Raw genomic sequence first — 24,320 nt, forward strand, 5'->3', positions numbered from 1 at the left:
AAACGAGGTGCTAGTATGTTTACACAAATAAATTACGAAGGTCCTATAATGGACCAATATAATGCATTAGCAAAGCAATTAGATGCACTACTCACTGGAGAAACGGATTGCATCGCTAATTTAAGTAACGCTTCCGCATTACTCAATCAATTTCTTACAAATATTAACTGGGTTGGTTTTTATATTTCACAAGGCGAAGAACTTGTATTAGGTCCATTCCAAGGCTTACCTGCTTGCGTTAGAATTCCTGCGGGTCGTGGTGTTTGCGGTACAGCCGTAGTGAAAAAAGAAACGATTGTCGTAAAAGATGTCCACGCATTTCCAGGACATATTGCCTGCGATGCTGCCTCCCAATCCGAAATTGTTATCCCTCTTCTGAAGGAAGGTAAAGTTCTAGGTGTGCTTGATATCGATAGCCCAATTACAAATCGCTTCTCTGTTGATGATCAAGTTGGCTTAGAGCAATTTGTCAAAACATTACTTACCCATCTATAAAGACTGTTGTAAATCGGAATACAAATATTAAAAATTGCCCTGAAATGTTGATTTTTTACATATCATTTCGGGGCAAATCTATAAATTTATTTTTTTATGCATTTGTTTGAAGGTAACGATCATGAATACAAAAACGATTTTTCCCACTGTTTTTGGCTTGGTATAGAGCTGTATCTGCATGTAAGAAAACCGATTGAAATGCTGGTCGATAATTTTGATCCCAAGTTATGAGCCCTGCCGATATTGTTACTTGGGGATCTGTTGCGTCCGGAATCATTGCAACAATAGTCGATGCCAGTTCGATTGATTCTTTTTCATCAATATTTGGTATATAGACTGACATTTCCTCTCCACCCCAACGTGCACAAATCCCCTGTGTCCCGATCGTCTCAATTAACTTCATTGCAATTTGTACGAGAATTTTATCGCCAATTTGGTGGCCATAAGTATCGTTAATACGCTTAAAATTATCAATGTCGATAAGTAAAAACATACCCGATTGATCTTTTATAAGGGATTTTTCTACATAGTGATCTAAATAACTTCTGGCATATAGCTTTGTTAAATGGTCCCTATCTACCATTTCCTGAAGCTGATTTCGTAAAATAGAGTTTGCAATCGCTAAAGATGAGTGATGGATCAAAGACTGCATTAACTTAAAGCTATCAAATGAAAAGAAATATGGTTCTTTGTGTAGTACGATACTAAAACCATTTATTTTTTCCTCCATCAAAATTGGGATGGCCATAATCGAACGATATTCAATTTGATTAGGCGTTAGTCGGCTAAAGTCGGCTATAAATAATGGGTCATTCGTATGTTCAAAATGTTGTTCAACATGTTTGATATACGTTTTCCCCTCCTCTAATTTAAATAAAGTTGTACTGGCATCCGTCACTTCAAAGGTATCCTTATTTTTAAAAGCGAAACATACTTCCATTGGTTGAAACGATTTCATTAACTGTTTTTGTAGAAAAAGCAACATTTCGTGAATATCAATCCGCATATTTAAACGATGTGATGTTTCATTAATAAGTTGTAAGTCACTTACGAGGCGATGCGATTGATGATATAATTTGGCATTTTCTAGTGCATTCCCGGATGCTTGCGCTAGCATTCGTACAAAGTCCTTTTCAGTCGTTGAGAAAAGATATGTCGGTGGTGCACTTACTTGTAAAATGCCGTAAATAGCTTGCCTTCCTTTTATAGGTGCATTTAATAAACGACAATTCAGGTCACTTGCCAATTCAGTTGTCAAATCTCCTGATACAAAAGCCTCAATAGTAGCTGGTCTTTCAGATAAGTAATCAAAAAGCTTAATATCTATGGTCGTATGGCGGTCTTGATCATTCGATAGTATCAGTTCAACATTAAATTCCCGGAAATTATCCCTAATATTTTTCAGCACATTTTCTAAAATTAAATCTATGTCCATTGTTGAATGAAATAAATCAGTCATATTGTACAGTTTTCTATATTGGTCCTCATTTGATCTTACTTCTAGGTTCTCACTAAAAATCTGCAAAACTTTCATAAGCGTTTCTATACACTCTTCACCGTAATCAGAAGTCATAAAGTCAGTCCAAGCATCTGTTGCTTCCACAAGTAATATACCAATGGGATCTTTGCCCTCCGGTTGGAAAAGCACCATATCTGTCATCCTGTTATATGCTTCTTTTTCTTTTAATATATAAGGGAGCTTTACCATTTTTTGTTGATAAAAGCTAGTTTCAATCATCAGCCATGACACAGCATTTAGTTTTGTTTCGATTGTTAACGTAGCTACTTCTTGTATAGGTATTAAACTATTACCTTCATAGCTAAGAAAAGCAACATTTACAATTTTCAAGTGCTTCTTTAGACACTGCTTTAATGAATAAAAATACTCATTAAAACTGGTGAGTTCTCCATTGGAACTCACCCAAAAGCTCAAAACATCTGATTTTATATATTTTAGCGTTTGTAAATGGTCTGTCATGAAATCACCTTTTCTATATAACGTACAAATCAATTACTATTAACTTATGATATATTATACATAAATTGTGTCATTTTGACTATGTTATTCTGTTTCACTTTTTAAATTATACATATTATTACCTTATCATTAACTATTTTGAAATAGTGTGAAATCTATGAAAGGGAATTTCCTACTATTGTCCCTTTTCAAAAATAGCTATGCTAATAATTGACGTCTATGAAATAAGCAGTTACAATGAAGTTTGTGTAAAATAAACGCAGCAGTGGTATGATCTTAATATTGTATTTTATTCCTCTATTTTAAAGAGTATTACTAAACGGGTACTCTCCTAAGAAAATAGATGGTGTATTGCGTAACCTAACGGCTGCATAGGCGAAAATACATGAAAATAAAATGCGTTTAAGAATGGGTACTACTGGTTTTTGTTTTACAACAAACAAACCAAATTTAAAGGAGGAGACAACAATATGTCTCGTTATACAGGTCCATCTTGGAAATTATCACGTCGTCTTGGTATCTCACTAAGCGGTACTGGTAAAGAAATCGAAAAACGCCCTTACGCACCAGGTCAACACGGCCCGAACCAACGTAAAAAATTATCAGAATACGGTTTACAATTACAAGAGAAACAAAAACTTCGTCATATGTATGGTATGACTGAACGTCAATTCCGTACTGTATTTGACCGCGCTGGTAAAATGAAAGGTGTTCACGGTGAAAACTTCATGATTCTTCTTGAAACTCGCCTTGACAACTTAGTTTACCGTTTAGGTTTAGCTCGCACTCGTCGTGGAGCTCGTCAATTAGTAAACCACGGTCACGTTATGGTAGACGGTAAACGCGTTGATATTCCATCATACAGCGTTAAAGCAGGTCAAACGATTTCTCTTCGTGAAAAATCTCAAAACCTATCTGTAGTTGGTGAAGCGATCGAAGTAAACAACTTCGTACCTGACTACTTAGCATTTGATGCAGACAAAAAAGAAGGTACATTCACTCGCCTTCCAGAACGTTCTGAACTATCTGCTGAAATCAACGAAGCATTCATCGTAGAGTTCTACTCTCGTTAATCAATTTGCTCTGCAAATATGACGACAAAAGCCCTGAAATCCCTTGTATATCAAGGTTTCAGGGCTTTTTACATTACTTTCCTACAAGCACCATTCAATTCGAATTTTCTTTTTTCCCACTTTTAACCATTAGTACGGAAACCAATCCGATACTAAGTGTTGTAGCAAGAAGAATGAAAGCTACGGAAAAGCTACCAGATTGTATAAAATAAACAGATATGATAGGTGCAACACTTGTTCCAGCAAATAAAATTACCGTATACATAGAGACCGCAATACCACCCATGTTCCAGCCTAACTGACTAACAAGTGTCACTAATGAAGGAACAGCAAGAGCAATCCCGCTAACAAATAGAATACTAATTATAGTTAAACCAACAACATAGCTACAGTTTAACGTTCCACCTTTAGTTTTCTTTGTATAGATGTTAATAATTTACTCACTAACTTCTCAAATACTTTTCGTTCATCAGGCTCCAAGTCAATCAAATTAGAAGCACATGACGACCAATAAGTCGGCAAAACTTCAGCAATAAAAGTACGCCCTTCATCAGTTAAACTCACATAAATTTTCCTCCGATCTTCTTTACTATGATTCCGTACAATAAGATTTCTCTTTTCTAGCCAATCAAGCATTGACGTTGCTGATGCTCTCGTAACCCCTAATCGTTTAGCTAAAGCAGACGGAGTCGCACGTCTCTCTTCATGCAGTGTCAGCAATAGTAATAAGTCTAATTTACTTTCTGTAATTCCGAAAGGAGCTAACTCATTGTCCGTTACATCTAGAACATAGTCACTTAGCCATAACAACATTAATCCCAATTTCGCATCCTCTTGATTTGTTTTACTTGAAGAGGATGTCTGAATCAGCTCAATATATGGCTCTACCCCTAACACTGGTAAATCATCTTCGTTCGTGTACGTTTTCTTAAGTTTTGTCATTGAATCACCTTTTAATTAGATTATCTAACTATAAATCATTCTAACTATAAATTTTCTCTAATGCAAGAACTTTTATTTCCATAAATTTCTCCAAACTAAAGCTACTACTCTTTTGGAGCAGCCGCATTTTGTATGTAGCTTTACGATGTACGTTGAAGAAACGGTTAGATTTATGTCATTCATGTATTGCCCTCTATATTTATAACAAACAATAATAATTCCCCTCTTAAGATTGTAACAATCTTATGTACTTTAAAATAGTAATTGGCATTTTCAAAATAACATAGTCACTACCATTATAATAAAAATAAAATATCAGTTATTTACTATTCAAACACTCCTCAAAACAGAACCATTTTCCAAAAAATATATTTTACTTTCATAGTAAAATATTTTCTAAAACATATTAAATTCAATATTCTTATACAAAACTACTTTATCCACATTCTTTTATTAACTTAACTTTTTTGTAAAATAATAACACAAATAAAATTAACAATTTTAATAAAAATACGAGTTGAACTTTTACAAAAAATAGAATAACATGAATTCCGAAAGGTGGTTCGCCATCATTCAAGCAATAACAATTATTTTAAAGGGGTTGGAAACATGTCAGACGTTCTAAAGCAATTTGTCATGCCAAAAACAAACTTATTTGGACCTGGAGCAATTCAAGAAGTTGGTAAACGGTTAAATGATTTAGAAGTGAAAAAGACATTGATCGTAACAGATGAGGGCTTACACAAATTAGGTTTCTCAGAACAAATTGCTAACATCATTACAGCTGCTGGAATCGATGTTGCAATTTTCCCGAAAGCAGAACCAAATCCAACAGATCAAAACATTGAAGACGGTATCGCAGTGTATCATGCAGAGAACTGTGATTCAATTGTCTCACTTGGAGGCGGTAGTGCACATGATGCAGCAAAAGGTATCGGAATTATTGCTTCGAATGGTGGACGCATTCATGATTATGAAGGTATTGACAAGTCAGAAAACCCATTAGTGCCATTAATCGCGATTAACACAACAGCTGGTACAGCAAGCGAAATGACACGCTTTACGATTATTACAGATACTGCTCGTAAAGTGAAAATGGCGATCGTTGACAAGCATGTAACACCGCTTGTATCGATTAACGATCCAGAGTTAATGATTGGCTTACCGCCAGCTCTAACAGCTGCAACTGGTTTAGATGCGTTAACACACGCAATTGAGGCTTTTGTCTCTACAAATGCAACACCAATTACGGATGCTTGTGGTGAAAAGGTACTTCAGTTAGTTCCTGAATTTTTACCACGTGCCTATGCAAATGGTGCAGATTTAGAAGCACGCGAGCAAATGGTATACGCACAATTTTTAGCAGGTATGGCGTTCAATAACGCATCACTTGGCTATGTGCATGCAATTGCTCACCAATTAGGCGGTTTCTATAATCTTCCGCATGGTGTATGTAACGCGATTTTACTACCTCATGTTTGTCGCTTCAACTTAACAGCACGTACAGAGCGTTTTGCAAGAATCGCTGAATTGCTAGGACAAAATGTAGAGGGCTTAAGCAAACGTGATGCTGCTGAAAAAGCAATCACTGCCATTGAAAGCTTATCGAAAGACTTAAATATTCCTAGTGGTTTCCGTGAATTAGGCGCGAAAGATGAGGATATTGAAACTTTAGCGAAAAATGCAATGCTTGACGTATGCGCTGCAACAAATCCACGTAAAGCAACATTAGAAGACATTAAGCAGATTATTACAAATGCGATGGGACCTGTAGTGAAAACAGCAGAGTCGCTTGAAGCTGTCGCACTTTCATAAAATAAAAATATGGCGTGTCTCATTTTGAGGCACGTCTTTTGCTATTGCCACGAAAAAAAGCCAATCATTGTATACAAGGGCAACACCAGCTATACTTTTCTTAAAAGAATTGGGGGGAATAAATATGCGTTTAATCTCAATCTGTCCTAGTAATACAGAACTCGTCGCCTATTTAGGTTTGACAGATCAGCTTGTCGGTGTTGATGATTTTTCTGATTGGCCTGCAACAGTAAATGAACTGCCGAAGCTAGGACCTGATTTATCGATTAACATAGAGGCGTTAGAAGCATTACAGCCCGATCTCGTACTCGCTTCCCTGAGTGTACCAGGCATGGAGAAAAACATAGAGGCATTACAAGAAAGAAATATTCCTCATCTTGTCTTTAACGCTAACTCTCTTCAGGAAATTGCGCAGGACCTCCTAACACTAGGTGTAGCCTGTGGTGTTGAGGAACGCGCTAAACAAATTGCTAAAGATTACTTGCACTTTATTGAACAACTTCGTATGATTGCACAATCGATTCAGGATAAACCGACACTGTATTGGGAATGGTGGCCGAATCCCATTTTTACACCTGGAAAAATAAATTGGCTCACAGAAATTAGTGCCATTGCAGGGGGATATAATCTATTTCAAGACGTGACGTTAGCAAGTGTGCAAACAGACTGGAATGACGTCGTACGACGCCAGCCAGATTATATTATGATGGCTTGGGTAGGTGTTGCTTTTGAGCGAATTCAGCCAGCCAATTTATTGAAGCGTCCACATGCCAAAGAGCTACATGCTGTCCAGTTGAAACAACTCCATGTTATGGAGGAATGGCTTTACTGCCGGCCTTCACCTCGTTTAGTTGAAGGAGCATTAAAACTTGCGAAACTTCTTCACCCTAAAAGTTACCAGCATCTAACTCTCCCCAGCTTTTTACAATATTAAAATGACAACATCCCCACGAATATAATCGAGGGGATGTTGTTATTTGTGAGACCAATTTTTACACAAATTTAACCATATGGTATTTTTTCTTGCCGCGACGTACAATGCTAAACGCGTCTTCTAAACGATCTTGTGCATCGATAATATAGGCTAACTCAGTAACTTTTTCACCATTTACACTAATTGCACCATTTGTAACATCTTCACGAGCTTGACGTTTTGATGGTGAAATACCAGCTTCAACTAGTAAATCCACGATGTTTTTATCCTCTTTTGCCATTTCAATAGAAGGAACATCTTTAAAGGCATCCTTCATCTCTTCAGCAGAAAGTGTTTTTAAATCGCCTGAGAATAATGCCGCTGTAATACGAATTGCTTGGTCTAATGCAGCTTGACCATGAATTAAGCGAGTCATTTCTTCTGCTAACGCTTTTTGTGCTTTACGCAGATGTGGCTCTTCTTGAACAGAAACAGCTAACGCTTCGATTTCTTCACGTGTTAAGAACGTAAAGATTTTCAAGTATTTTATAACGTCTGCATCGGCTGCGTTAATCCAGAATTGGTAGAATTCGTATGGAGAAGTTTTTGTGCTATCTAACCATACAGCACCACCAGCTGTTTTACCAAATTTCGTGCCGTCTGCCTTCGTTACTAATGGAATTGTGATACCAAAAGCTTTTGTTTCTTCTTCATGTGTTTTACGAATCACTTCTAAACCAGTTGTAATATTCCCCCACTGGTCAGAACCACCGACTTGAATACGACAATTGTAGTGGTTATATAAATGATTATAATCAATACCTTGAATTAACGTGTAAGCAAATTCAGTAAATGAAATTCCCGTATCAAGGCGGGACGCAATTGTATCCTTAGCTAACATGTAGTTGACATTGATTAATTTACCGTAGTCACGTAAAAATTCAATTGTATTAATTTTGCTAATCCAAGTTCGATTGTTGACAAGTTGTGCACCGTTTCCATCTTCAGCAAAATCAAAAATACGTTCTAATTGACCACGAATGCCTTGCACGTTCTTATCAATTTGCTCAACAGTTTGCAGTTGACGCTCTTCAGAACGACCTGATGGATCTCCAATCATCCCCGTTGCTCCACCAACAAGTAAAATTGGACGATGGCCAGCTTTTTGGAAGCGACGCAGTGTCAATAATGGTACGATGTGACCGATATGCATAGAGTCAGCTGTTGGGTCTACACCACAGTACAAAGACACGGATTGATCCTCTAATAGCTTTGCCATACCTTCTGCATCTGTCTGTTGGTAAAGCAGACCGCGCCATTCTAAATCTTGTAATAATTGGTTTGTCATAGTTCTTCCTCCTAATTTGTATTCTTACGTGCAGAGAAACAAAAAAGTCCCTACACGCAAATTAATTGCATGCAGGGACGTTAATAACTAACGCGGTACCACCCAGCTTGAAGACGTCATCCATCTTCCTCTTCATTCAATCGCCTTTATCGCAGGCGCGCACGTCTAAGCTCCAAGCACGTAATTCGTCTCTACACTATGACCAGCTTTCACCAACCGCTGGCTCTCTATACAGGGAATATAGACACTACTGCAAACTCTTCATCACTAGAAAACTATAAGCACTATTCTATACGAATCTTTTTCAATGTCAATAACTATGTTCGAGTCAATTCAATATATGCTATAATAGACAAGATTTTAGGAGGTCGATACCTTGAAAGATTGGATTGAGAAAATCAATGCAAAGATCGATGAATTACTCGAACAAAAATGGATGAAGACATTACGTATTTCAGGCAGTGTTACCTGGAACTTATTTTTGCTATTTTTAGTCTTTGCATTGGTAGGCACTGTATTTGTCGGCTCGGTTGGCGCCGGCTATTTCGCCTCACTTGTAAAAGAAGAGCCACTGCGCTCAAAAGAAGAATTACGCAAGCATATTTTCAACTATGAGGAAACCAGTGAAATTTATTTTGCCAACGATATTTATATTGGGAAATTACGCACGGACTTAGATCGTCGTGAAACGTCACTAAGTGCTGTGGCACCAGATGTTATTAATGCAGTACTAGCAACGGAAGATGAATATTTCCGCGAACATAACGGCATTGTTCCTAAAGCTGTAATCCGTGGTCTACTGCAGGACGTGACAAATTCAGCCACACAAACAGGTGGCTCGACATTAACACAACAACTCATTAAAAACCAAGTGTTAACAAATGAAGTTTCCTATGAACGTAAAGCAAAAGAAATTCTCCTTGCTATGCGTTTAGAGCACTTTATGACAAAGGAAGAAATATTAGAGGCTTATTTAAATATTATTCCATATGGTCGTAATGCATCAGGTCGTAATATTGCTGGGATTGAAACAGCAGCTGATGGTATTTTTGGTGTAAAGGCGAAAGATCTAACCTTGCCACAAGCCGCTTACATAGCTGGTATTCCGCAAGCACCTTATGCCCATACTCCGTTTACGAACACAGGTGTACTAAAAAGCGAAGAGGCTCTTAAGCCAGGTATTGATCGTATGAAAACAGTTCTATACCGCATGAAAGAAGCAGGCTATATTAACGATGCACAGTACGAAGAAGCACTAAACTATGACATTACAGCAGATTTCCGTTCACCAGAACTTGCGTCAGAAGATCGCTATCCTTGGTTAACGTATGAGCTTGAAAACCGTGCGAAAGAAATCATTGCAGAAAAGCTAGCTAAAGATGATGGCGTGGACCCAGAACGCTTGAAATCAGAAAAAAAATTAAATGAAAAGTATATGATTTTAGCAGACCGTGACGTCCGTTCAAAGGGCTATCGTATTTATTCTACCATCAATAAAGACATGTACGATGCCATGCAAAAAGCGGCTGATAATTTTAAATACTATGGCCATACGTATACAGGTAAAGGTAAAGATCCCGTAACAGGAGAAGAAGTTGATATCGAAATGCCTGTACAGGTTGGGAGTATCTTAATCGAAAATAGCACAGGGCGTATTTTAAGCTTCCTAGGTGGTCGTGATTTTAAAACTACTGAGTTAAACCATGCGACGCAAGCTTATCGCCCAAACGGCTCGACGATGAAGCCATTACTTGTCTATGCACCAGCAATTGAATACGGTGTAATTGGAGCAGGTAGCCCGTTAGTGGATGTAAAATTCTCTATTGGCTCTTGGAGTCCAAACAACTACATTGCTAGTGATGAGCGTGGACTTATTCCTGCACGTGAAGCATTAGCAGATTCACAAAACATATCAGCATTACGTTTATATAACGATATTATTAATAGACGCCCTGCTGAATATTTAGCTAAAATGGGCTTCTCAAAGCTACAGCCTGAAGATTATACGAATCTTTCAACAGGTATTGGCGCTTTAGAAGTGGGAACGACTGTTGAAGAAAATACCAATGCATTTGCAACATTTGCGAACGGTGGTCAATTTATTGAATCTTATATGATTGAAAAAATTGAAGACTTAGATGGGAACGTCATCTATCAACATGAAGTTGAACCTGTTCAAGTATTTAGTCCTGAAACATCATATATAGTCACAGATATGATGCGTGATGTTTTAACAAAGGGCACAGGAACAGTTGCAAAAAATACATTAAAATTCTCTTCTGATTTCGCTGCCAAAACTGGTACCTCACAAGAGTACAAAGATGTTTGGTTAGTTGGCTATAATCCGAACGTTTCACTCGGCGTTTGGATGGGCTATGATAAGCAGCGATCATTATATGCCTTTAATAATACGTACTTGCAACCAAGCGTCCGTATTAACAAACTCTGGGGGACTTTAATGAATGCCATGTACGATGCGGATCCAAAATTGATTGATGCTCCAACGAACTTTAAGGCACCAAAAAATGTTGTGACTGCTTCATTCTGTGGTATTTCTGGCTTAGCACCTTCTGCAGCATGTTCGAATGCAGGACTTGTGCGCTCAGATTTATTTAATGCTAAAGTATTTTTACCATCACAGCCAGATGATAGCTTAGCATCTTCAAGTGTTGTCACGATTAATGGAAAAACGTACAATGCACATCCAAATACGCCATCCGAATTTGTAAAATCAGGTGGTGCTGGTATTAATCAAGCCTTTATTAAACGTATGTTAGGCCGATTAGGTGGTAACCCTGGAAGTTTACTTCCTAAAAATTCATCGTTATCGAACTCGTCCGTATCAGCGGTTGATTTCCCAGCAGATGGAAGCTCACCAGCAACTGTAACAGCATCGATTAGTGGTAACACCCTTTCTTGGTCTGGTTCTTCCAATGATGTTGTCGGCTATCGTATTTACAATGTGACAAATGGCGGTAATACCCTAGTCACTTCAGTACTTGAAGCAACACAAAGTATAACAGTCGCAAGTGGACAAGCCTATGTAGTCGTTGCTGTCGACATTACAGGGTTGACATCAGGACAATCGAATGTCGTTTCTACGGGCGGTAGTGAAACCGAACCTGAACCTGAACCGGAAGAAAATCAAGAGCAACCACCTACTCCACCTACAAACGGCAATGAAGGTTCGGGTAATGAAAATGGTTCGAACAATGGAACTGGTTCTGGAAACAATGGCACCGGCTCTGAAAATGGCAATGGCTCCAACGGTTCAAACAACGGCAACAACAATGGTAATAACAATGGTAATAACAACGGCAATGGCTCCAATGGAGAAAATAACGGTGGCACAACACCACCTCCAGAAACGCCAAGTCAATAATAAACAGACTTACTACATTCAAATATGATTGTAGTAAGTCTGTTTTTTTGTCATGATAGAGAAGGCGATTAAATGAAGGGGTGGATGTAGTTATGAAACTATTAATTTTAGGTGGTACACGCTTTTTTGGTAGAAAATTAGTTGAGCTTTGTCTTCAAAACGGCCATGATGTGACGATATTAACACGCGGTCAAAGTGGGAATCCTTTTGGATCTCGAGTAAAGCAACTCATTGTTGATCGAGATGATGAAGACGCGTTAGCCCAAGCACTTACTGATATGTCATGGGATATTGTTTACGATAATATTTGTTATTCTCCAAAAGAGGCTCAAGAAATCGTGCAAATTCTAGAAGGTAAAACGAAAAAGCTTGTATTTACCTCTACGCTTGCTACTTATGAAGCAGATGGTATTGTAAAAACAGAAGCAGATTTTAATCCGTATGACTATGAAATTCGCATGGGAGACCAAAAAGATTTTACTTACGGTGAAGGTAAACGCCAAGCGGAGGCGGTGCTATTTAAAAACGCTTCATTCCCTGTTGTGGCGGTGCGGTTCCCAATCGTTGTTGGCGAACAGGACTATACACGTCGTTTACACTTTCACGTGGAGCGTATAGTAAATGAGCAGCCAATTATATTGACAAATGCTGAGGCAAAAATGAGTTTTATTACCGATGATGAAGCTGCTGCATTTTTATATTTTGCAGGTATTTCTACAATAGAAGGACCTTTCAATGCCACAGCAGGTGGTGCTATTGCATTAAAAGATTTACTTGGACTTATTGAGGAAGCTAGTGGTAAACGAGCGAAAGTTTCACTGTTAGGAGGCGATGCCAATGCACAATCTCCATATGCTATTCCAGCCGATTGGTATATGTCGAATGCCAAAGCACAAACAGTTGGCTTTACGTTTAGTACGTTAAATGATTGGCTACCTAAGCTGATTAACACAATGGTAAAGGAACAACAAAAATCAATTACACCTCAGCGGAATTGATTCCTGATTTAAATTTTGTAGTTAAAATGCTAAACAGTTTGAGGTGATGGGTAGAATACTACACTCGTTAATAAACTATTATTTCTGATAAAAAGGTAATCGGAATGATCACATTCCAAATACCTTTTGTCGTTAATCTCAGGCGTTCACCCTTTAATATTGAACGCCTTTTTTTATAATAATATCGTTGTTAAAATTGCTATTGCTTCATCGATCTCTTCTTTTGAGACCGTAAGTGGCGGAAGTAAGCGGATAACATTCGGCCCAGCCCCCACTAAAAGTAAGCCCTTTTCTTCAGCTTCTGCAATATAAGGTGCTACCTCAGTATCACCGCAGCCAATGCCGAGTAATAAGCCTTGCCCTAGTACCGTATAAGTAGTAGGTAAATTCGCTTTCAACTGTTGTACGAAATACGAGGATACATCTTGCACATTTTGTAAGAATTCCGCTGCGAAAACGTGATCAATCACTGTTTCTGCCACACTCATTGCGAGAGGATTACCGCCAAATGTTGTACCATGTGTTCCCGGTCCAAATGTATCATAGAGTTCAGCTGTTCCAAGTATCCCTCCAATCGGGAAGCCTCCACCTAAGCCTTTTGCTATTGTTAGGATGTTTGGCTTCAACACAGTTTGTTCATAAGCAAAGCGGGTCCCAGTTCGCCCAATACCCGTTTGAACTTCATCAACAATCAGAAGGATGCCTTTCTCCTCACATGCTTTTGTAATTGTCGCTGCAAATTCCGATGTTACGCTATTAACGCCACCTTCTCCTTGAATCATTTCTAGCATAATCGCTGCAACTGAGTCATCAACTGTTGTTTCAAGCGCTTCGACATCATTAAAAGGTAAAATCGTAAACTTATCTACAAGTGGTCCAAAGCCATTATGAACCTTCCCTTGTCCGGTTGCAGACATTGCTCCAAATGTGCGCCCATGAAAGGACTTTTCAAATGTAATGATATGGTGTTTCCCAGTATGCTTACGTGCCAGCTTAATGGCCGCTTCAGTTGCTTCAGCACCGCTATTACAGAAAAACGCATAAGAGAAATGCGTATGTGCCACTAATTTTTGTGCAACCGTTTCCTGACCAGGGATATCAAATAAATTGGAGATATGCCATAGCTTCTCACTTTGCACTTGTAATGCCTTTACAAGTGCGGGATGTGCATGCCCAAGACTTACAACAGCGATACCACTTGTAAAATCTAAATATTTTTTTCCAGTAGAATCTTCAACAACAGTTCCTTGCCCTTTGACAATTTGTGCACGGCGTTTGCCGTAGTTTCCAAATAAAGCAGTCATCTAATCAGTCCCTTCTATTCGATTACGCCTCGACGTAATGTGTCCTAGATGTCACTCGATGAACATCTCAAAAAATTAGTGACATCCTCGCTACGAAAATCCAACTCACTACTATAAAGAAGCAATACTTTTACTAGATGAAGTTATAATAGTCGTACCTAGTAAGGCATTCCCGACAATTTGTACAGATGGGATACCGGCATTTAGGCAATCAATGGCCCCTTGTACTTTAGGAATCATTCCACCGTAAATATGTCCTTGCTCAATCCACTGAGCTATTAGGCAAGGCGTTACCTCTGTTTGGTATTCATGTTCAATACGAATACCTGCTACATCTGTGACAAGCAACAAGCTGTCTGCGTTAATTGCAAGTGCGATTTCACTTGCAACGGTATCACCATTAATATTAAGTGCCTGCCCCTCTTCATCAGCCCCAACACAAGCAATTACAGGGACAATGCCAGCTTTTATCAACGTTTCTAACAGTGCTGAATTCACTGACTGCACCTCTCCGACAAAGCCGTACACATCTTTATCTAAAAAATTCGCTACAATTAATTGATCATCAAAACCGTTTAAACCAACTGCCACAATACCCGCTGTTGTTAATTCATGGACAAGTGCTGGATTCACCTTACCGATTAACGTTGACTGTACAATATCAATCGCTGATTCATTCGTTACACGGATGCCATTTAATGCATGAGATGCTACGCCACGTGCCGCAAGCTCGCGATTAATAGCAGGGCCACCTCCGTGTGTGATAATCAGCTCCACCCCGTCATCCTGCAGTTTTTTAAAGTTCTCAAAAAACGATTCATTTAAGCCTTCAAGTGTACTACCACCAAGCTTAATGACCATGCGCTTACGAGCGGTATGATGCATTGATTTGAACGTAGTCATAAGTTAAATCACATCCCCATGCATGCCCCTTGCCTTCACCAATACCAAGTGACACATAAATTTTTACTTCATGCATTTTCAAAATTTGAATTAGCTCATCTTCTGAGAAAGGAATCGGCTCGCCGTTTTCTACCATTGTAGCGCCACCAATTTGAATGGTAATTTTGTCAGGGTCCACTACTGCACCACTGTAGCCAACCGCAGCAATAATACGTCCCCAGTTTGCATCACAACCAAATACTGCCGTTTTTACAAGCGGCGAACCAACAACTGTCTTTGCAATCTTACGCGCTTCCTCATCAGAAATCGCACCCTCCACTTCCACCTCTATTAGTTTCGTGGCTCCCTCTCCATCTTTTGCAATCATCTTTGCTAAGTCTTGTGCAACTGTTTTTAATGTATAGTAGAATTTTTGCCAATCAGGATGGGCAGTTGTTAAAGATTCATTGCCAGCTAAGCCATTGGCCATCACTACGACCGTATCATTTGTAGATGTGTCCCCATCCACTGTGATTGCATTAAACGTAAGATTTGTTATATCTGACAGCGCTGCTTGTAATACATCCGATTCAATATTGGCATCTGTCGTAATAAAACCAAGCATCGTTGCCATATTTGGCTCAATCATCCCTGAACCTTTTGCAACACCAGCAATAATGACTTCCTTGCCATCTACGATTGTGCTATAGCTCGTATTTTTCATGACAGTATCGGTTGTCATAATTGCCTGCGCAAAATCGATTGCACTTTCAAGATTATCTTGCGGCTCTAATTGAGCAATACCGTTCTCGATAGGCTCCATTTTCATAATTTCACCGATAACGCCAGTTGAGCAAACCCCAACTAGATTGGCCTCAATCCCTAACTTCTCAGCTGTTAAAGTTTGCATTGCTAACGCATCCTGCACGCCTTGCTTGCCTGTACAAGCATTGGCATTCCCAGAGTTCACTATCATTGCTTGAATTTTTTTAGTTGTGTAAACTACCTCTTTTGTTACTGTTAATGGGGCAGCCTGTACTGCATTTGTTGTAAATACACCAGCTACACTTGCCGGTACATCACTCACTAACACCGCTAAATCTTTTTTCTTGTGCTTTAGTCCACAATGCATCCCAGCTGCCTTAAAGCCCTTAGGCGATACGATATTTTTACTTGATAATTTTTTCATGATATTTGTTGATGCTGTTAATGTCATAATGCAATTCCTCCTTAGGTTGAATGAAATAAATTAGGGACTGTCTAAAAAACCGTTCAATCAATAACACCCATCTTCCTGTATGAAAACTCCGCCTCGCTTTCCCTTTCCGTGTCACTACGTTTCACTCATGCTTTCCATTCGCAGGAGTATATGCGCACTTTTACCTTTGTATCAGAAAAATTAGCATAATAGGATATGCTCTATTAAATGAAGAACGGCACAACATCTAGGCCTGTTGTTTGTGGTAAGTCAAACTGAACGTTCATATTTTGAATTGCTTGGCCTGCTGCCCCTTTAACTAAATTGTCAATTATGCCAACTATTGTGGCCCGTTCTGTACGGCTATCAACTTTCACGAAAATATCACAGTAGTTCGAGCCCCTCACACGATTCGTCGAAAGACTATTCACATCCGTGACAATTCGCACAAATGGATGCTTTTCGTATGTAGTTTGTAAACAGGCTATCAATTGTCTTTCTGTTACATCCGCCATCACGGGAGCATACGCTGTTGATAAAATACCACGCGTCATAGGTACTAAATGAGTATTAAAGGAAATCGATGTGTCAACACCTGCAAACATTGAGATAGCCTGTTCAATCTCTGGTATATGTTGGTGCGAATTTGTTTTATAAATGGAGAAGCTTTCATTTACTTCACTAAAGTGGGTCGTTTGCGATGGTTTATTACCAGCACCTGAAATACCACTCTTCGCATCAATGACAAGAAAACTTGGATCAATTAATTTTGCTCTTAATAATGGTAATAGTGATAGCAGGACTGCTGTTGGATAGCACCCTGGATTTGCAATAAGAGATGCATTTTTCACCTTGTCTGCATTCCATTCTGTTAAACCATAAACACTTTGCTGAATGATTTCTAACGGCGCAGCTTTTTTACCGTACCACGCTTCAAAGCTTGTAGGATCTTTTAAACGGTAGTCACCTGACAAATCAATTAACTTCGGACCTTTTCCTACTAATGGCGGCAATAGCTCACTGGTCACCCCCGAAGGTGTACTTGTAAAGACAACATCAAATTTCTCTAGTGTCTCATAATCAATTTTTTGCAATGGCATATCAGCAATATTAACTAAGTGTCCAAACTTTGAAGAAAATACAACACCCTCTTCTGAGGATGTAAATAAATCAATTTGCTCCACTGCCTGATGATTATGTAAAAAGCGAACGAGTTCTAATCCACCATATCCTGTTGCGCCAACTATTCCTATTTTCACTGCACTCACCCCTGAAATAAGTTAAAAACAGTATACGTCTGTATAATTATTAAGTCAACTGAATTTTTATTTATAAATAGTATTTTCATAATAATCAGTTATAGAAGCATTCTATTCCTACTCCTTATCACGTATTCAGAAAAATAAGGCGAGAAATCCTTCGCTAACCGAATGAATTCCCGCCTTATCTTTATGCATTATTTCAATAAAAATCACTTACGTATCAGCGTCAGCAAGTCCACATTGTGACTGGTGTCTCCTCATGATATTAATCTTCCATAGTAGAAAGATCCCCAGTTGGTAAATTTAGTTCCCATGCTTTTAACACACGGCGCATAATTTTACCGCTTCGTGTTTTCGGAAGCTTTTCCTTAAATTCAATTTCACGCGGTGCTGCATGAGCTGACAAACCCTTTTTCACAAAATCACGAATATTCTCGATCAAAGCATCTGATGGCTCAACACCCTCACGTAAAGATACGAACGCCTTAATAATTTCTCCACGCACTGGGTCTGGTTTACCGATAACCCCTGCTTCAATTATGTCTGGATGCTCCAGGAGTTTGCTTTCTACTTCAAACGGCCCAACACGCTCTCCAGCTGTCATAATAACATCATCAACACGTCCCTGGAACCAGAAGTACCCTTCATCATCCTTATAAGCTGAATCTCCAGACACATACCACTCACCTTTTAAGAAGTATGATTCATAACGTTGTGGATTACCCCAGATTTGGCGCATCATGGCTGGCCAACCGCGACGTACTGCTAAATTCCCCATTGTGAATGGAGGTACTTCATCACCTGCATCATCCACAATTGTCGCGTGTACACCAGGTAGTGGTTTTCCCATTGAACCAGGTTTGATATCCATACTTGGATAATTGCAAATCATATGCGCACCTGTTTCAGTCATCCACCATGTATCATGAATACGATGCCCTAATTCCTCGTATCCCCAGCGAATAACCTCTGGATTCAAAGGCTCTCCAACCGATAATACGTGTCGAAGGGAAGTTAAATCATAGCTTTCCAGTACTCCACTACCAGCGCCCATTAACATTCGGAATGCCGTTGGTGCACTATACCAAACTGTTACACTATAATCCTCAATAGCCTGATACCATGCCTGTGGTGAAAATCTTCCACCTACAATCAACATTGTAATGCCATTTAACCATGGTCCAAAAATACCATAAGATGTACCTGTTACCCATCCTGGATCAGCGGTACACCAATAAATATCATCCTCCCGTAAATCAAGCACCCATTGTGTCGATTGGTACTGCTGGAGCATTGCATTATGTACATGCAATACACCTTTTGGCGCACCAGTTGATCCAGATGTATAATGTAATATCATACCATCCTCACGGTCTACCCATTCAATATCAAACTGGGATGACGCCTCTTTCAAGCGTTTATTGAAGTCTAAAATTTGTGCTGTTTCCTCAATATCAGTACCTACTAAAAAAACCTGCTGCAAATTAGGTAACTTGGCTAATGGTACACGTTCAAGCAACTGTGGCGTTGTTACTAATACTTGTGCATCACTATCCGAAAGTCGATCGTATACCGCTCCCTCCATAAACGCTTCGAAAAGCGGCCCAACAATCACACCCATTTTTAACGCGCCTAATAATGTGAAATAGAGTTCAGGTGAACGTGGCATAAAAATAAATAAGCGATCGCCTTTTTCTAAATTTGTCGCTGATTTTAAAACATTAGCAGCCTTGTTCGTAAGCTTTTTCATTTCATTGAAAGAATATGCTTCTTTACGCTTGCCATCATTGTAATAGAGTGCAACTTTGTTTTTGCGATAAGTTTCGGTATGTCGATCAATTGCCTCATAAGCCATATTCACTTGACCTGTTTCATACCAATTAAATGCCTTTTCTGTCTCTGCCCAATCATGTGTTGCTGCTGCATCCTCATAATTAGGCAAATTGTACTGCAGTGGTAATGCTTTTAATATCTCCATTGTTTTCATCCCCATGAAATTACCCCTTCCTTTGTTTTCGCTTTAGTACATTAGTGCGCAAATTCCAAATCGATTTTCCTTCGATATCCCCCCTTAAAATCCGCCACCTTCTCCAAAGAAAAACACGTTATGCAGCAATTGTTATACAACAGTTTGCGTAAATAAAATACAATAAATGCTTATTCAACAACATTCATCTGTTAAATAACAGTTGCAATATAATTCTATTTTACACGAATTTATCAATGTTGTCTCAATATTTTTATTTTTCCAAAAACGCAGTTATAATTTACAAAAATAAGCGTTTTTACGCGAGAAATCAGCTATAATGGAATTATTAAACTCAGGTGGTGTAATTATGGAACATAAAAAAACTTTTTTTTCTGTTACAAAGGAAACAAAGCATGGTACCGTGTATGTGGAAGGACCTGTTCCTCCAGAAAAATTAGCTACATATTCATTCCACGAAGGCTTGGTTGCCTTTAGACCTCCAAAGCAACAACAGCAAGCCATTATTGAAATTGCAGGACTTCCTGAAGGACGAATTATTATTATTCGTAATGAAGACATTATCGTAGGTTATGTAACCTATTTGTACCCCGATCCACTTGAACGTTGGGCTGAAGACCGAATTGATAACATGATTGAGCTTGGGGCTATTGAAGTAATCCCAGCCTATCGTGGAACAGGCACTGGTAAAACGTTGTTAGCCGTGTCTTTCATGGGGGATGAAATGGAGGACTATCTCGTCATTACAACTGAATATTATTGGCATTGGGATTTAAAAGGTACCGGTTTAAATGTATGGGATTATCGCAAAATGATGGAGCGAATGATGAGCTCCGCTGGCTTTGAATATTTTGCTACTGATGATCCTGAAATTACATCACATCCTGCGAACTGCCTCATGGCACGTGAGGGGAAACGTGTGCCACCCGAGACAATGGAAAGATTTGATAGACTTCGTTTTAGAAATCGCTTCATGTATTAAAACCACACAAAGGGGATGAGTATATGATTGTAGAAGAAATTATGAATGAAGAGCCGTACACATTGGCCCCAACAAACACTGTGTTGGAGGCACTGAAATTGATGCGTGAAAAAAAAGTACGGCATTTACCTGTCGTAGATGATGAACGACATGTTCTAGGCGTTATCACAGAGCGGAATATCAAAGAGGCATTACCTTCCTCGTTGCTTGACGAACCAAATTCACCAGTATTCAATGCCGCTATTGAAGAAATCATGGTGAAAAATCCACTTGTTGGTCATCCTCTTGATTTTGTAGAAGAGGTCGCACTCACTTTTTATGAATCCAAGGTAGGCTGTTTACCAATTGTCTCAGGTGGAAAATTAGTTGGCATCGTGACCACTACTGATTTGCTCTATACATATATCGAGCTGACTGGTGCCACTGAGCCAGGTTCTAAAATCGAAATACGAGTATCCGATACACCTGGTATATTGTTTGAAATTACGAAAGTTTTCAATGAGCATCATGCAAATGTCCAAAGCGTCTTAGTTTATCCTGATTCTGAAAATACACTCAATAAAATTTTAAGTGTCCGAGTAAAAACACTCAATCCATTAGCGATGATTGAAGATCTCCGTAAAGAGGGCTTCGATGTACTCTGGCCAAATTTACCAGGTGTTTCTTTATAATGAAAAAGGCCGTATTTGTTTATTCGCCAGAGCAACTCGGATATAAATTTTCAGATACACATCCTTTCAATCATAAACGTTTGACGCTTACAATGGATTTACTAAAAAAGATCGATGCGCTCGATGATGTTGATATCGTTCCCGCACGTGTCGCAACAGAAGAGGAACTTTTACTAGCACATGATCCTAAATACATTGACATCGTGAAGAGAGCGGGACATGGCAAGCTGACCGAGGCACAGGGTGAAAGCTATGGTATCGGCACCGAGGATACACCGATTTTTAAAAATATGCATGAAGCAAGTGCTCAGTTGGTCGGCGGGACATTAACAGCTGTCGATTATGTTATGGAAGGGAAGTCTGAGCACGCCCTAAACCTCGGCGGAGGGCTACATCATGGCTTCCGTGGCAGGGCTTCAGGTTTTTGTATTTACAATGATAGTACAGTAGCTATTCGCTATTTACAGGAAAAATACAAGGCGCGTGTATTATATGTGGACACCGATGCCCATCATGGAGACGGCGTACAGTGGAGTTTTTATGAGGATCCTGATGTATGTACTTTATCTATTCATGAAACGGGACGCTATTTATTCCCAGGGACAGGGAATATTACCGAACGTGGCAATGGCCAAGGTTATGGTACTTCTTTTAATTTTCCAATTGATGCATTTACTGAAGATGAAAGTTTCCTAGATATATATGAAAAAGCTATGCGTGAAGTCTTTGAGTTTTTTAAACCAGATGTTGTCTTAACACAAAATGGCGCGGATGCCCATTACTTTGATCCTCTGACACATTTATACGGTACTATGAATATCTATAAAGAAATTCCAAAACTTGCGCATAAATTAGCACATGAGTATTGTGGAGGAAAATGGATTGCTGTCGGTGGCGGAGGTTACGATATTTGGCGAGTTGTTCCAAGAGCTTGGTCTATGCTATGGTTGGAAATGACAGATCAAGAATTACCAACAGGCGCTCTTCCTCAGGCTTGGTTAGAACGTTGGCAACCAGAAGCACCCGTGCCTTTTATTCCAACATGGGAGGATCCTACCCCTCTCTATGAACCTATTCCACGAAAAACCGAAATCGAAGAAAAGAATGCACAAATGTTAGCCAAAGCGTTACATATAATACGCAATGAAAAACATGTTTAAACGGAAGGCCTCATGCTGATCACGAGGCCTTTTCCATGCTCTCCGTTATCGAGCAAAAGTTTTATCTGTTATTTTAAGGGTTTAATCTGCTACTTTAAGAGTTTTATCCGTCACTTCTATAGTTCTATCCGCCACTTCTAGGGTTTTATCCGCCACTTCTATAGTTCTATCCGCCACTTCTATAGTTCTATCCGCCACTTCTATAGTTCTATCCGCCACTTCTATAGTTCTATCCGCCACTTCTATAGTTCTATCCGCCACTTCTATAGTTCTATCCGCCACTTCTACAGTTCTATCCGTCACTTCTACAGTTCTATCCGTCACTTCTATAGTTTTATCCGCTACTTCTACAGTTTTATCCGTCAACAACTATCGATCTCAATAAAAAAACACGTAAATCACAGCCTAGAATTTACGTGTTTTTCATAATTATTTACTTTTTACAGATTGTCGCAGTTCAATGCGATACGGTAAAATAACTTTTTCATTTTCAACAGGCTCTTTGCTCATTAGCTTTGTCAGTAGACGCATAGCAACAGCACCGATATCGTATAGCGGCAATGCTACACTAGTTAGTTGCGGACGCACCATACGTGCTAACTTTGAATTTTCAAAACTGATGACCTCGATATCATCTGGCACACTTTTACCTGCGTCCTGCGCCCCGTGAATCAACCCAATCGCTAGTTCATCGCTACCCGCAAAATAGGCTGTTGGGGGATTTTCAAGTGAAGATAGTGTTTCCCAAGCCTCTAAGCCTGTGTCATAGCTGGATTCCTCTGCAACAATGAGTGATTCGTCTATAGTTAAGCCTGCATCTTGTAGTGCTTTATTATAGGCTTCAAGCTTAAATTTGCTATTAATCGTATAAGTAAGTGGACCTGTTACAAAGCCAATTCTCGTATGGCCATTTTTAATCAGTAATGTAATGGCCTCATTGGCCGCCTGGAAGTAATCAATATTCACAGTGGCAATCGTTTGCGATTCGTCAACTGAACCTGCAAGTACAATCGGCACAGGTGAATGATCCATCGATTGTCGCATTTTTTCAGTTACTTCATCACTCATCATCACAATACCGTCCACCTGTTTACCCAACATAGTATCCAGCAGTTGTAACTCTTTATCTTCATTTTGGTCTGAGTTGGCTAGAATGATATTGTAACGATACATTGTCGCAATATCCTCCACACCACGTGCCAATTCCGCGTAAACATTGTTTGCAATATCCGGGATAATCACGCCAACTGTTGTTGTTTTCTTACTTGCTAAACCTCGCGCTACTGCGTTCGGACGATATTCTAATCGTTCAATTACTTCTAAAACTTTTTTTCGTGTTGCCGGTTTTACATTTTGATTACCATTGACTACACGAGAAACTGTTGCCATGGAAACATTCGCTTCACGAGCAACATCATAAATTGTAACAGTCATCGTACGTGCCTCCCTTTTTTCCTTATATAGCCTTATCATACGATAATTTTCATACCATTTTCAAGAAGAAGTAAGTGCATGAATTGAAAAACCAAGTACAAATAGCACTATTATAGACATTATTTTGTCACCAAAAAACTCTTTAATACTATTATTCAAGAAACGCATACAATCTTATACAAATTGCTAATCATTCATTATGTAGAATTTCTTTTCGATAAAGTGAAAACGCCAAGCAGTGGGAGTTTTTCATCCCCACTGTTTGTGAGTTGAACCAATCGGGTTTTACCGAGCAGTTAATCGTTCTGGGCGTCTTACTGACCGTTATTACGGGATTAATCAGAACCACCAGTATAACTGGTGGTTTGCTCTGCGCGTGAAACGCTGGGGTACTGGCCCATGTCTAAAGACATCCTGAAGGTCCGCCAACCGCACTCCGTTTCCACACCAACCGCTAAAGCGGCTTACTTATTTTTTCTTTCTCTTGATTTCTTCT

General features: G+C 39.2%; 19 protein-coding genes and 1 other annotated feature. Of the genes, 9 read left to right on the plus strand and 10 right to left on the minus strand.

All coding sequences use genetic code 11. The features are described 5' to 3' along the window. Positions 1 to 15: 15 nt before the first annotated feature. The gene (locus tag ACOMCU_RS16820) at positions 16 to 495 is read left to right on the plus strand and encodes a GAF domain-containing protein (protein ID WP_010860208.1); all 480 of its coding nucleotides are present in this window, start codon (positions 16 to 18) and stop codon (positions 493 to 495) included. Positions 496 to 589: 94 nt separating this feature from the next. Here the strand turns inward: ACOMCU_RS16820 and ACOMCU_RS16825 are convergent, their stop codons facing one another. Then, on the minus strand, positions 590 to 2,344 hold the full coding sequence (locus ACOMCU_RS16825) for a sensor domain-containing diguanylate cyclase (protein ID WP_421050795.1): 1,755 nt from the start codon (positions 2,342 to 2,344) through the stop codon (positions 590 to 592). 599 nt (positions 2,345 to 2,943) lie between these two features. Between ACOMCU_RS16825 and rpsD the strand changes: the two genes are divergently transcribed. Then, positions 2,944 to 3,546: a 30S ribosomal protein S4 gene (gene rpsD, locus ACOMCU_RS16830; RefSeq protein WP_010860210.1), complete on the plus strand. Its 603-nt coding sequence runs from the start codon at positions 2,944 to 2,946 to the stop codon at positions 3,544 to 3,546. A gap of 393 nt (positions 3,547 to 3,939) precedes the next feature. Here the strand turns inward: rpsD and ACOMCU_RS16835 are convergent, their stop codons facing one another. Next, entirely contained in the window at positions 3,940 to 4,488 is a 549-nt protein-coding gene (locus ACOMCU_RS16835; protein ID WP_010860212.1) for a MarR family winged helix-turn-helix transcriptional regulator, read from the minus strand. Positions 4,489 to 5,097: 609 nt separating this feature from the next. On the opposite strand from ACOMCU_RS16835, the gene ACOMCU_RS16840 reads away from it, so the two are divergent. Then, positions 5,098 to 6,303, plus strand: a complete 1,206-nt coding sequence (locus tag ACOMCU_RS16840) for an iron-containing alcohol dehydrogenase (protein ID WP_036130655.1) — start codon at positions 5,098 to 5,100, stop codon at positions 6,301 to 6,303. A 124-nt stretch (positions 6,304 to 6,427) separates the two neighbouring features. Then, positions 6,428 to 7,237, plus strand: a complete 810-nt coding sequence (locus ACOMCU_RS16845; RefSeq protein WP_010860214.1) for a cobalamin-binding protein — start codon at positions 6,428 to 6,430, stop codon at positions 7,235 to 7,237. 58 nt (positions 7,238 to 7,295) lie between these two features. Here ACOMCU_RS16845 and tyrS read toward each other — a convergent pair whose 3' ends face one another. Continuing rightward, positions 7,296 to 8,564 carry a tyrosine--tRNA ligase gene (tyrS, locus tag ACOMCU_RS16850; RefSeq protein ID WP_010860215.1) on the minus strand — a complete coding sequence of 423 codons (1,269 nt, stop codon included), beginning with the start codon at positions 8,562 to 8,564 and terminating at the stop codon, positions 7,296 to 7,298. Between the two features lie 70 nt (positions 8,565 to 8,634). Beyond that, positions 8,635 to 8,838: a binding site (T-box leader), on the minus strand. A gap of 102 nt (positions 8,839 to 8,940) precedes the next feature. On the opposite strand from tyrS, the gene ACOMCU_RS16855 reads away from it, so the two are divergent. Both ACOMCU_RS16855 and ACOMCU_RS16860 read left to right on the plus strand, forming a co-directional pair. After that, entirely contained in the window at positions 8,941 to 11,946 is a 3,006-nt protein-coding gene (locus ACOMCU_RS16855; RefSeq protein WP_036130658.1) for a transglycosylase domain-containing protein, read from the plus strand. Positions 11,947 to 12,038: 92 nt separating this feature from the next. Next, positions 12,039 to 12,944 carry an NAD-dependent epimerase/dehydratase family protein gene (locus ACOMCU_RS16860; protein ID WP_010860217.1) on the plus strand — a complete coding sequence of 302 codons (906 nt, stop codon included), beginning with the start codon at positions 12,039 to 12,041 and terminating at the stop codon, positions 12,942 to 12,944. A gap of 173 nt (positions 12,945 to 13,117) precedes the next feature. On the opposite strand, the gene ACOMCU_RS16865 is transcribed toward ACOMCU_RS16860, so the two are convergent. From ACOMCU_RS16865 to acsA, 5 genes are all read right to left on the minus strand, one after another. Then, positions 13,118 to 14,248: an acetylornithine transaminase gene (locus ACOMCU_RS16865; RefSeq protein WP_421050796.1), complete on the minus strand. Its 1,131-nt coding sequence runs from the start codon at positions 14,246 to 14,248 to the stop codon at positions 13,118 to 13,120. A gap of 111 nt (positions 14,249 to 14,359) precedes the next feature. Beyond that, positions 14,360 to 15,151, minus strand: coding sequence for an acetylglutamate kinase (gene argB, locus ACOMCU_RS16870; RefSeq protein ID WP_036130660.1), 792 nt, complete (start codon positions 15,149 to 15,151; stop codon positions 14,360 to 14,362). Next, complete coding sequence (gene argJ, locus ACOMCU_RS16875; RefSeq protein WP_421050797.1) at positions 15,114 to 16,346, minus strand: bifunctional glutamate N-acetyltransferase/amino-acid acetyltransferase ArgJ; 1,233 nt, start codon at positions 16,344 to 16,346, stop codon at positions 15,114 to 15,116. Before argJ ends, argB begins: the two co-directional genes overlap by 38 nt. Positions 16,347 to 16,552: 206 nt before the next feature. Beyond that, the gene (argC, locus tag ACOMCU_RS16880; protein WP_036130665.1) at positions 16,553 to 17,587 is read right to left on the minus strand and encodes an N-acetyl-gamma-glutamyl-phosphate reductase; all 1,035 of its coding nucleotides are present in this window, start codon (positions 17,585 to 17,587) and stop codon (positions 16,553 to 16,555) included. A gap of 268 nt (positions 17,588 to 17,855) precedes the next feature. Beyond that, complete coding sequence (gene acsA, locus ACOMCU_RS16885; protein WP_421050804.1) at positions 17,856 to 19,577, minus strand: acetate--CoA ligase; 1,722 nt, start codon at positions 19,575 to 19,577, stop codon at positions 17,856 to 17,858. A 349-nt stretch (positions 19,578 to 19,926) separates the two neighbouring features. On the opposite strand from acsA, the gene ACOMCU_RS16890 reads away from it, so the two are divergent. From ACOMCU_RS16890 to ACOMCU_RS16900, 3 genes are read left to right on the plus strand one after another with little or no spacing between them, the layout of a single operon-like run. Beyond that, the gene (locus tag ACOMCU_RS16890) at positions 19,927 to 20,559 is read left to right on the plus strand and encodes a GNAT family N-acetyltransferase (protein WP_421050798.1); all 633 of its coding nucleotides are present in this window, start codon (positions 19,927 to 19,929) and stop codon (positions 20,557 to 20,559) included. A gap of 23 nt (positions 20,560 to 20,582) precedes the next feature. Then, positions 20,583 to 21,230 (plus strand): acetoin utilization AcuB family protein, encoded by a 648-nt coding sequence (locus ACOMCU_RS16895; RefSeq protein WP_010860224.1) that lies wholly within the window; start codon positions 20,583 to 20,585, stop codon positions 21,228 to 21,230. Then, entirely contained in the window at positions 21,230 to 22,390 is a 1,161-nt protein-coding gene (locus ACOMCU_RS16900; protein WP_421050800.1) for an acetoin utilization protein AcuC, read from the plus strand. The genes ACOMCU_RS16895 and ACOMCU_RS16900 overlap by 1 nt, the downstream gene beginning before the upstream one ends. 81 nt (positions 22,391 to 22,471) lie before the next feature. Here ACOMCU_RS16900 and ACOMCU_RS16905 read toward each other — a convergent pair whose 3' ends face one another. Then, a complete protein-coding gene (locus ACOMCU_RS16905) occupies positions 22,472 to 22,756 on the minus strand; it encodes a hypothetical protein (RefSeq protein WP_421050802.1) in 285 nt (94 codons plus the stop codon). Positions 22,757 to 22,819: 63 nt separating this feature from the next. Beyond that, positions 22,820 to 23,824 (minus strand): catabolite control protein A, encoded by a 1,005-nt coding sequence (gene ccpA / locus ACOMCU_RS16910; protein WP_010860226.1) that lies wholly within the window; start codon positions 23,822 to 23,824, stop codon positions 22,820 to 22,822. Between the last annotated feature and the right edge of the window lie 496 nt (positions 23,825 to 24,320).

Source organism: Lysinibacillus sp. UGB7, assembly GCF_049058285.1.
In the GTDB taxonomy this organism is placed as follows: domain Bacteria; phylum Bacillota; class Bacilli; order Bacillales_A; family Planococcaceae; genus Lysinibacillus; species Lysinibacillus sphaericus_B.

Excerpts from the sequence above, each read along its gene's own strand:
- ccpA (WP_010860226.1), bottom strand. The coding sequence starts at position 23,824 with ATGACTGTTACAATTTATGATGTTGCTCGTGAAGCGAATGTTTCCATG.
- acsA (WP_421050804.1), bottom strand. The coding sequence starts at position 19,577 with ATGAAAACAATGGAGATATTAAAAGCATTACCACTGCAGTACAATTTG.
- ACOMCU_RS16860 (WP_010860217.1), top strand. The coding sequence starts at position 12,039 with ATGAAACTATTAATTTTAGGTGGTACACGCTTTTTTGGTAGAAAATTA.
- ACOMCU_RS16820 (WP_010860208.1), top strand. The coding sequence starts at position 16 with ATGTTTACACAAATAAATTACGAAGGTCCTATAATGGACCAATATAAT.
- ACOMCU_RS16900 (WP_421050800.1), top strand. The coding sequence starts at position 21,230 with ATGAAAAAGGCCGTATTTGTTTATTCGCCAGAGCAACTCGGATATAAA.
- tyrS (WP_010860215.1), bottom strand. The coding sequence starts at position 8,564 with ATGACAAACCAATTATTACAAGATTTAGAATGGCGCGGTCTGCTTTAC.
- ACOMCU_RS16865 (WP_421050796.1), bottom strand. The coding sequence starts at position 14,248 with ATGACTGCTTTATTTGGAAACTACGGCAAACGCCGTGCACAAATTGTC.
- argB (WP_036130660.1), bottom strand. The coding sequence starts at position 15,151 with ATGACTACGTTCAAATCAATGCATCATACCGCTCGTAAGCGCATGGTC.
- ACOMCU_RS16890 (WP_421050798.1), top strand. The coding sequence starts at position 19,927 with ATGGAACATAAAAAAACTTTTTTTTCTGTTACAAAGGAAACAAAGCAT.
- ACOMCU_RS16845 (WP_010860214.1), top strand. The coding sequence starts at position 6,428 with ATGCGTTTAATCTCAATCTGTCCTAGTAATACAGAACTCGTCGCCTAT.
- rpsD (WP_010860210.1), top strand. The coding sequence starts at position 2,944 with ATGTCTCGTTATACAGGTCCATCTTGGAAATTATCACGTCGTCTTGGT.
- ACOMCU_RS16840 (WP_036130655.1), top strand. The coding sequence starts at position 5,098 with ATGTCAGACGTTCTAAAGCAATTTGTCATGCCAAAAACAAACTTATTT.
- ACOMCU_RS16895 (WP_010860224.1), top strand. The coding sequence starts at position 20,583 with ATGATTGTAGAAGAAATTATGAATGAAGAGCCGTACACATTGGCCCCA.
- argJ (WP_421050797.1), bottom strand. The coding sequence starts at position 16,346 with ATGACATTAACAGCATCAACAAATATCATGAAAAAATTATCAAGTAAA.
- ACOMCU_RS16835 (WP_010860212.1), bottom strand. The coding sequence starts at position 4,488 with ATGACAAAACTTAAGAAAACGTACACGAACGAAGATGATTTACCAGTG.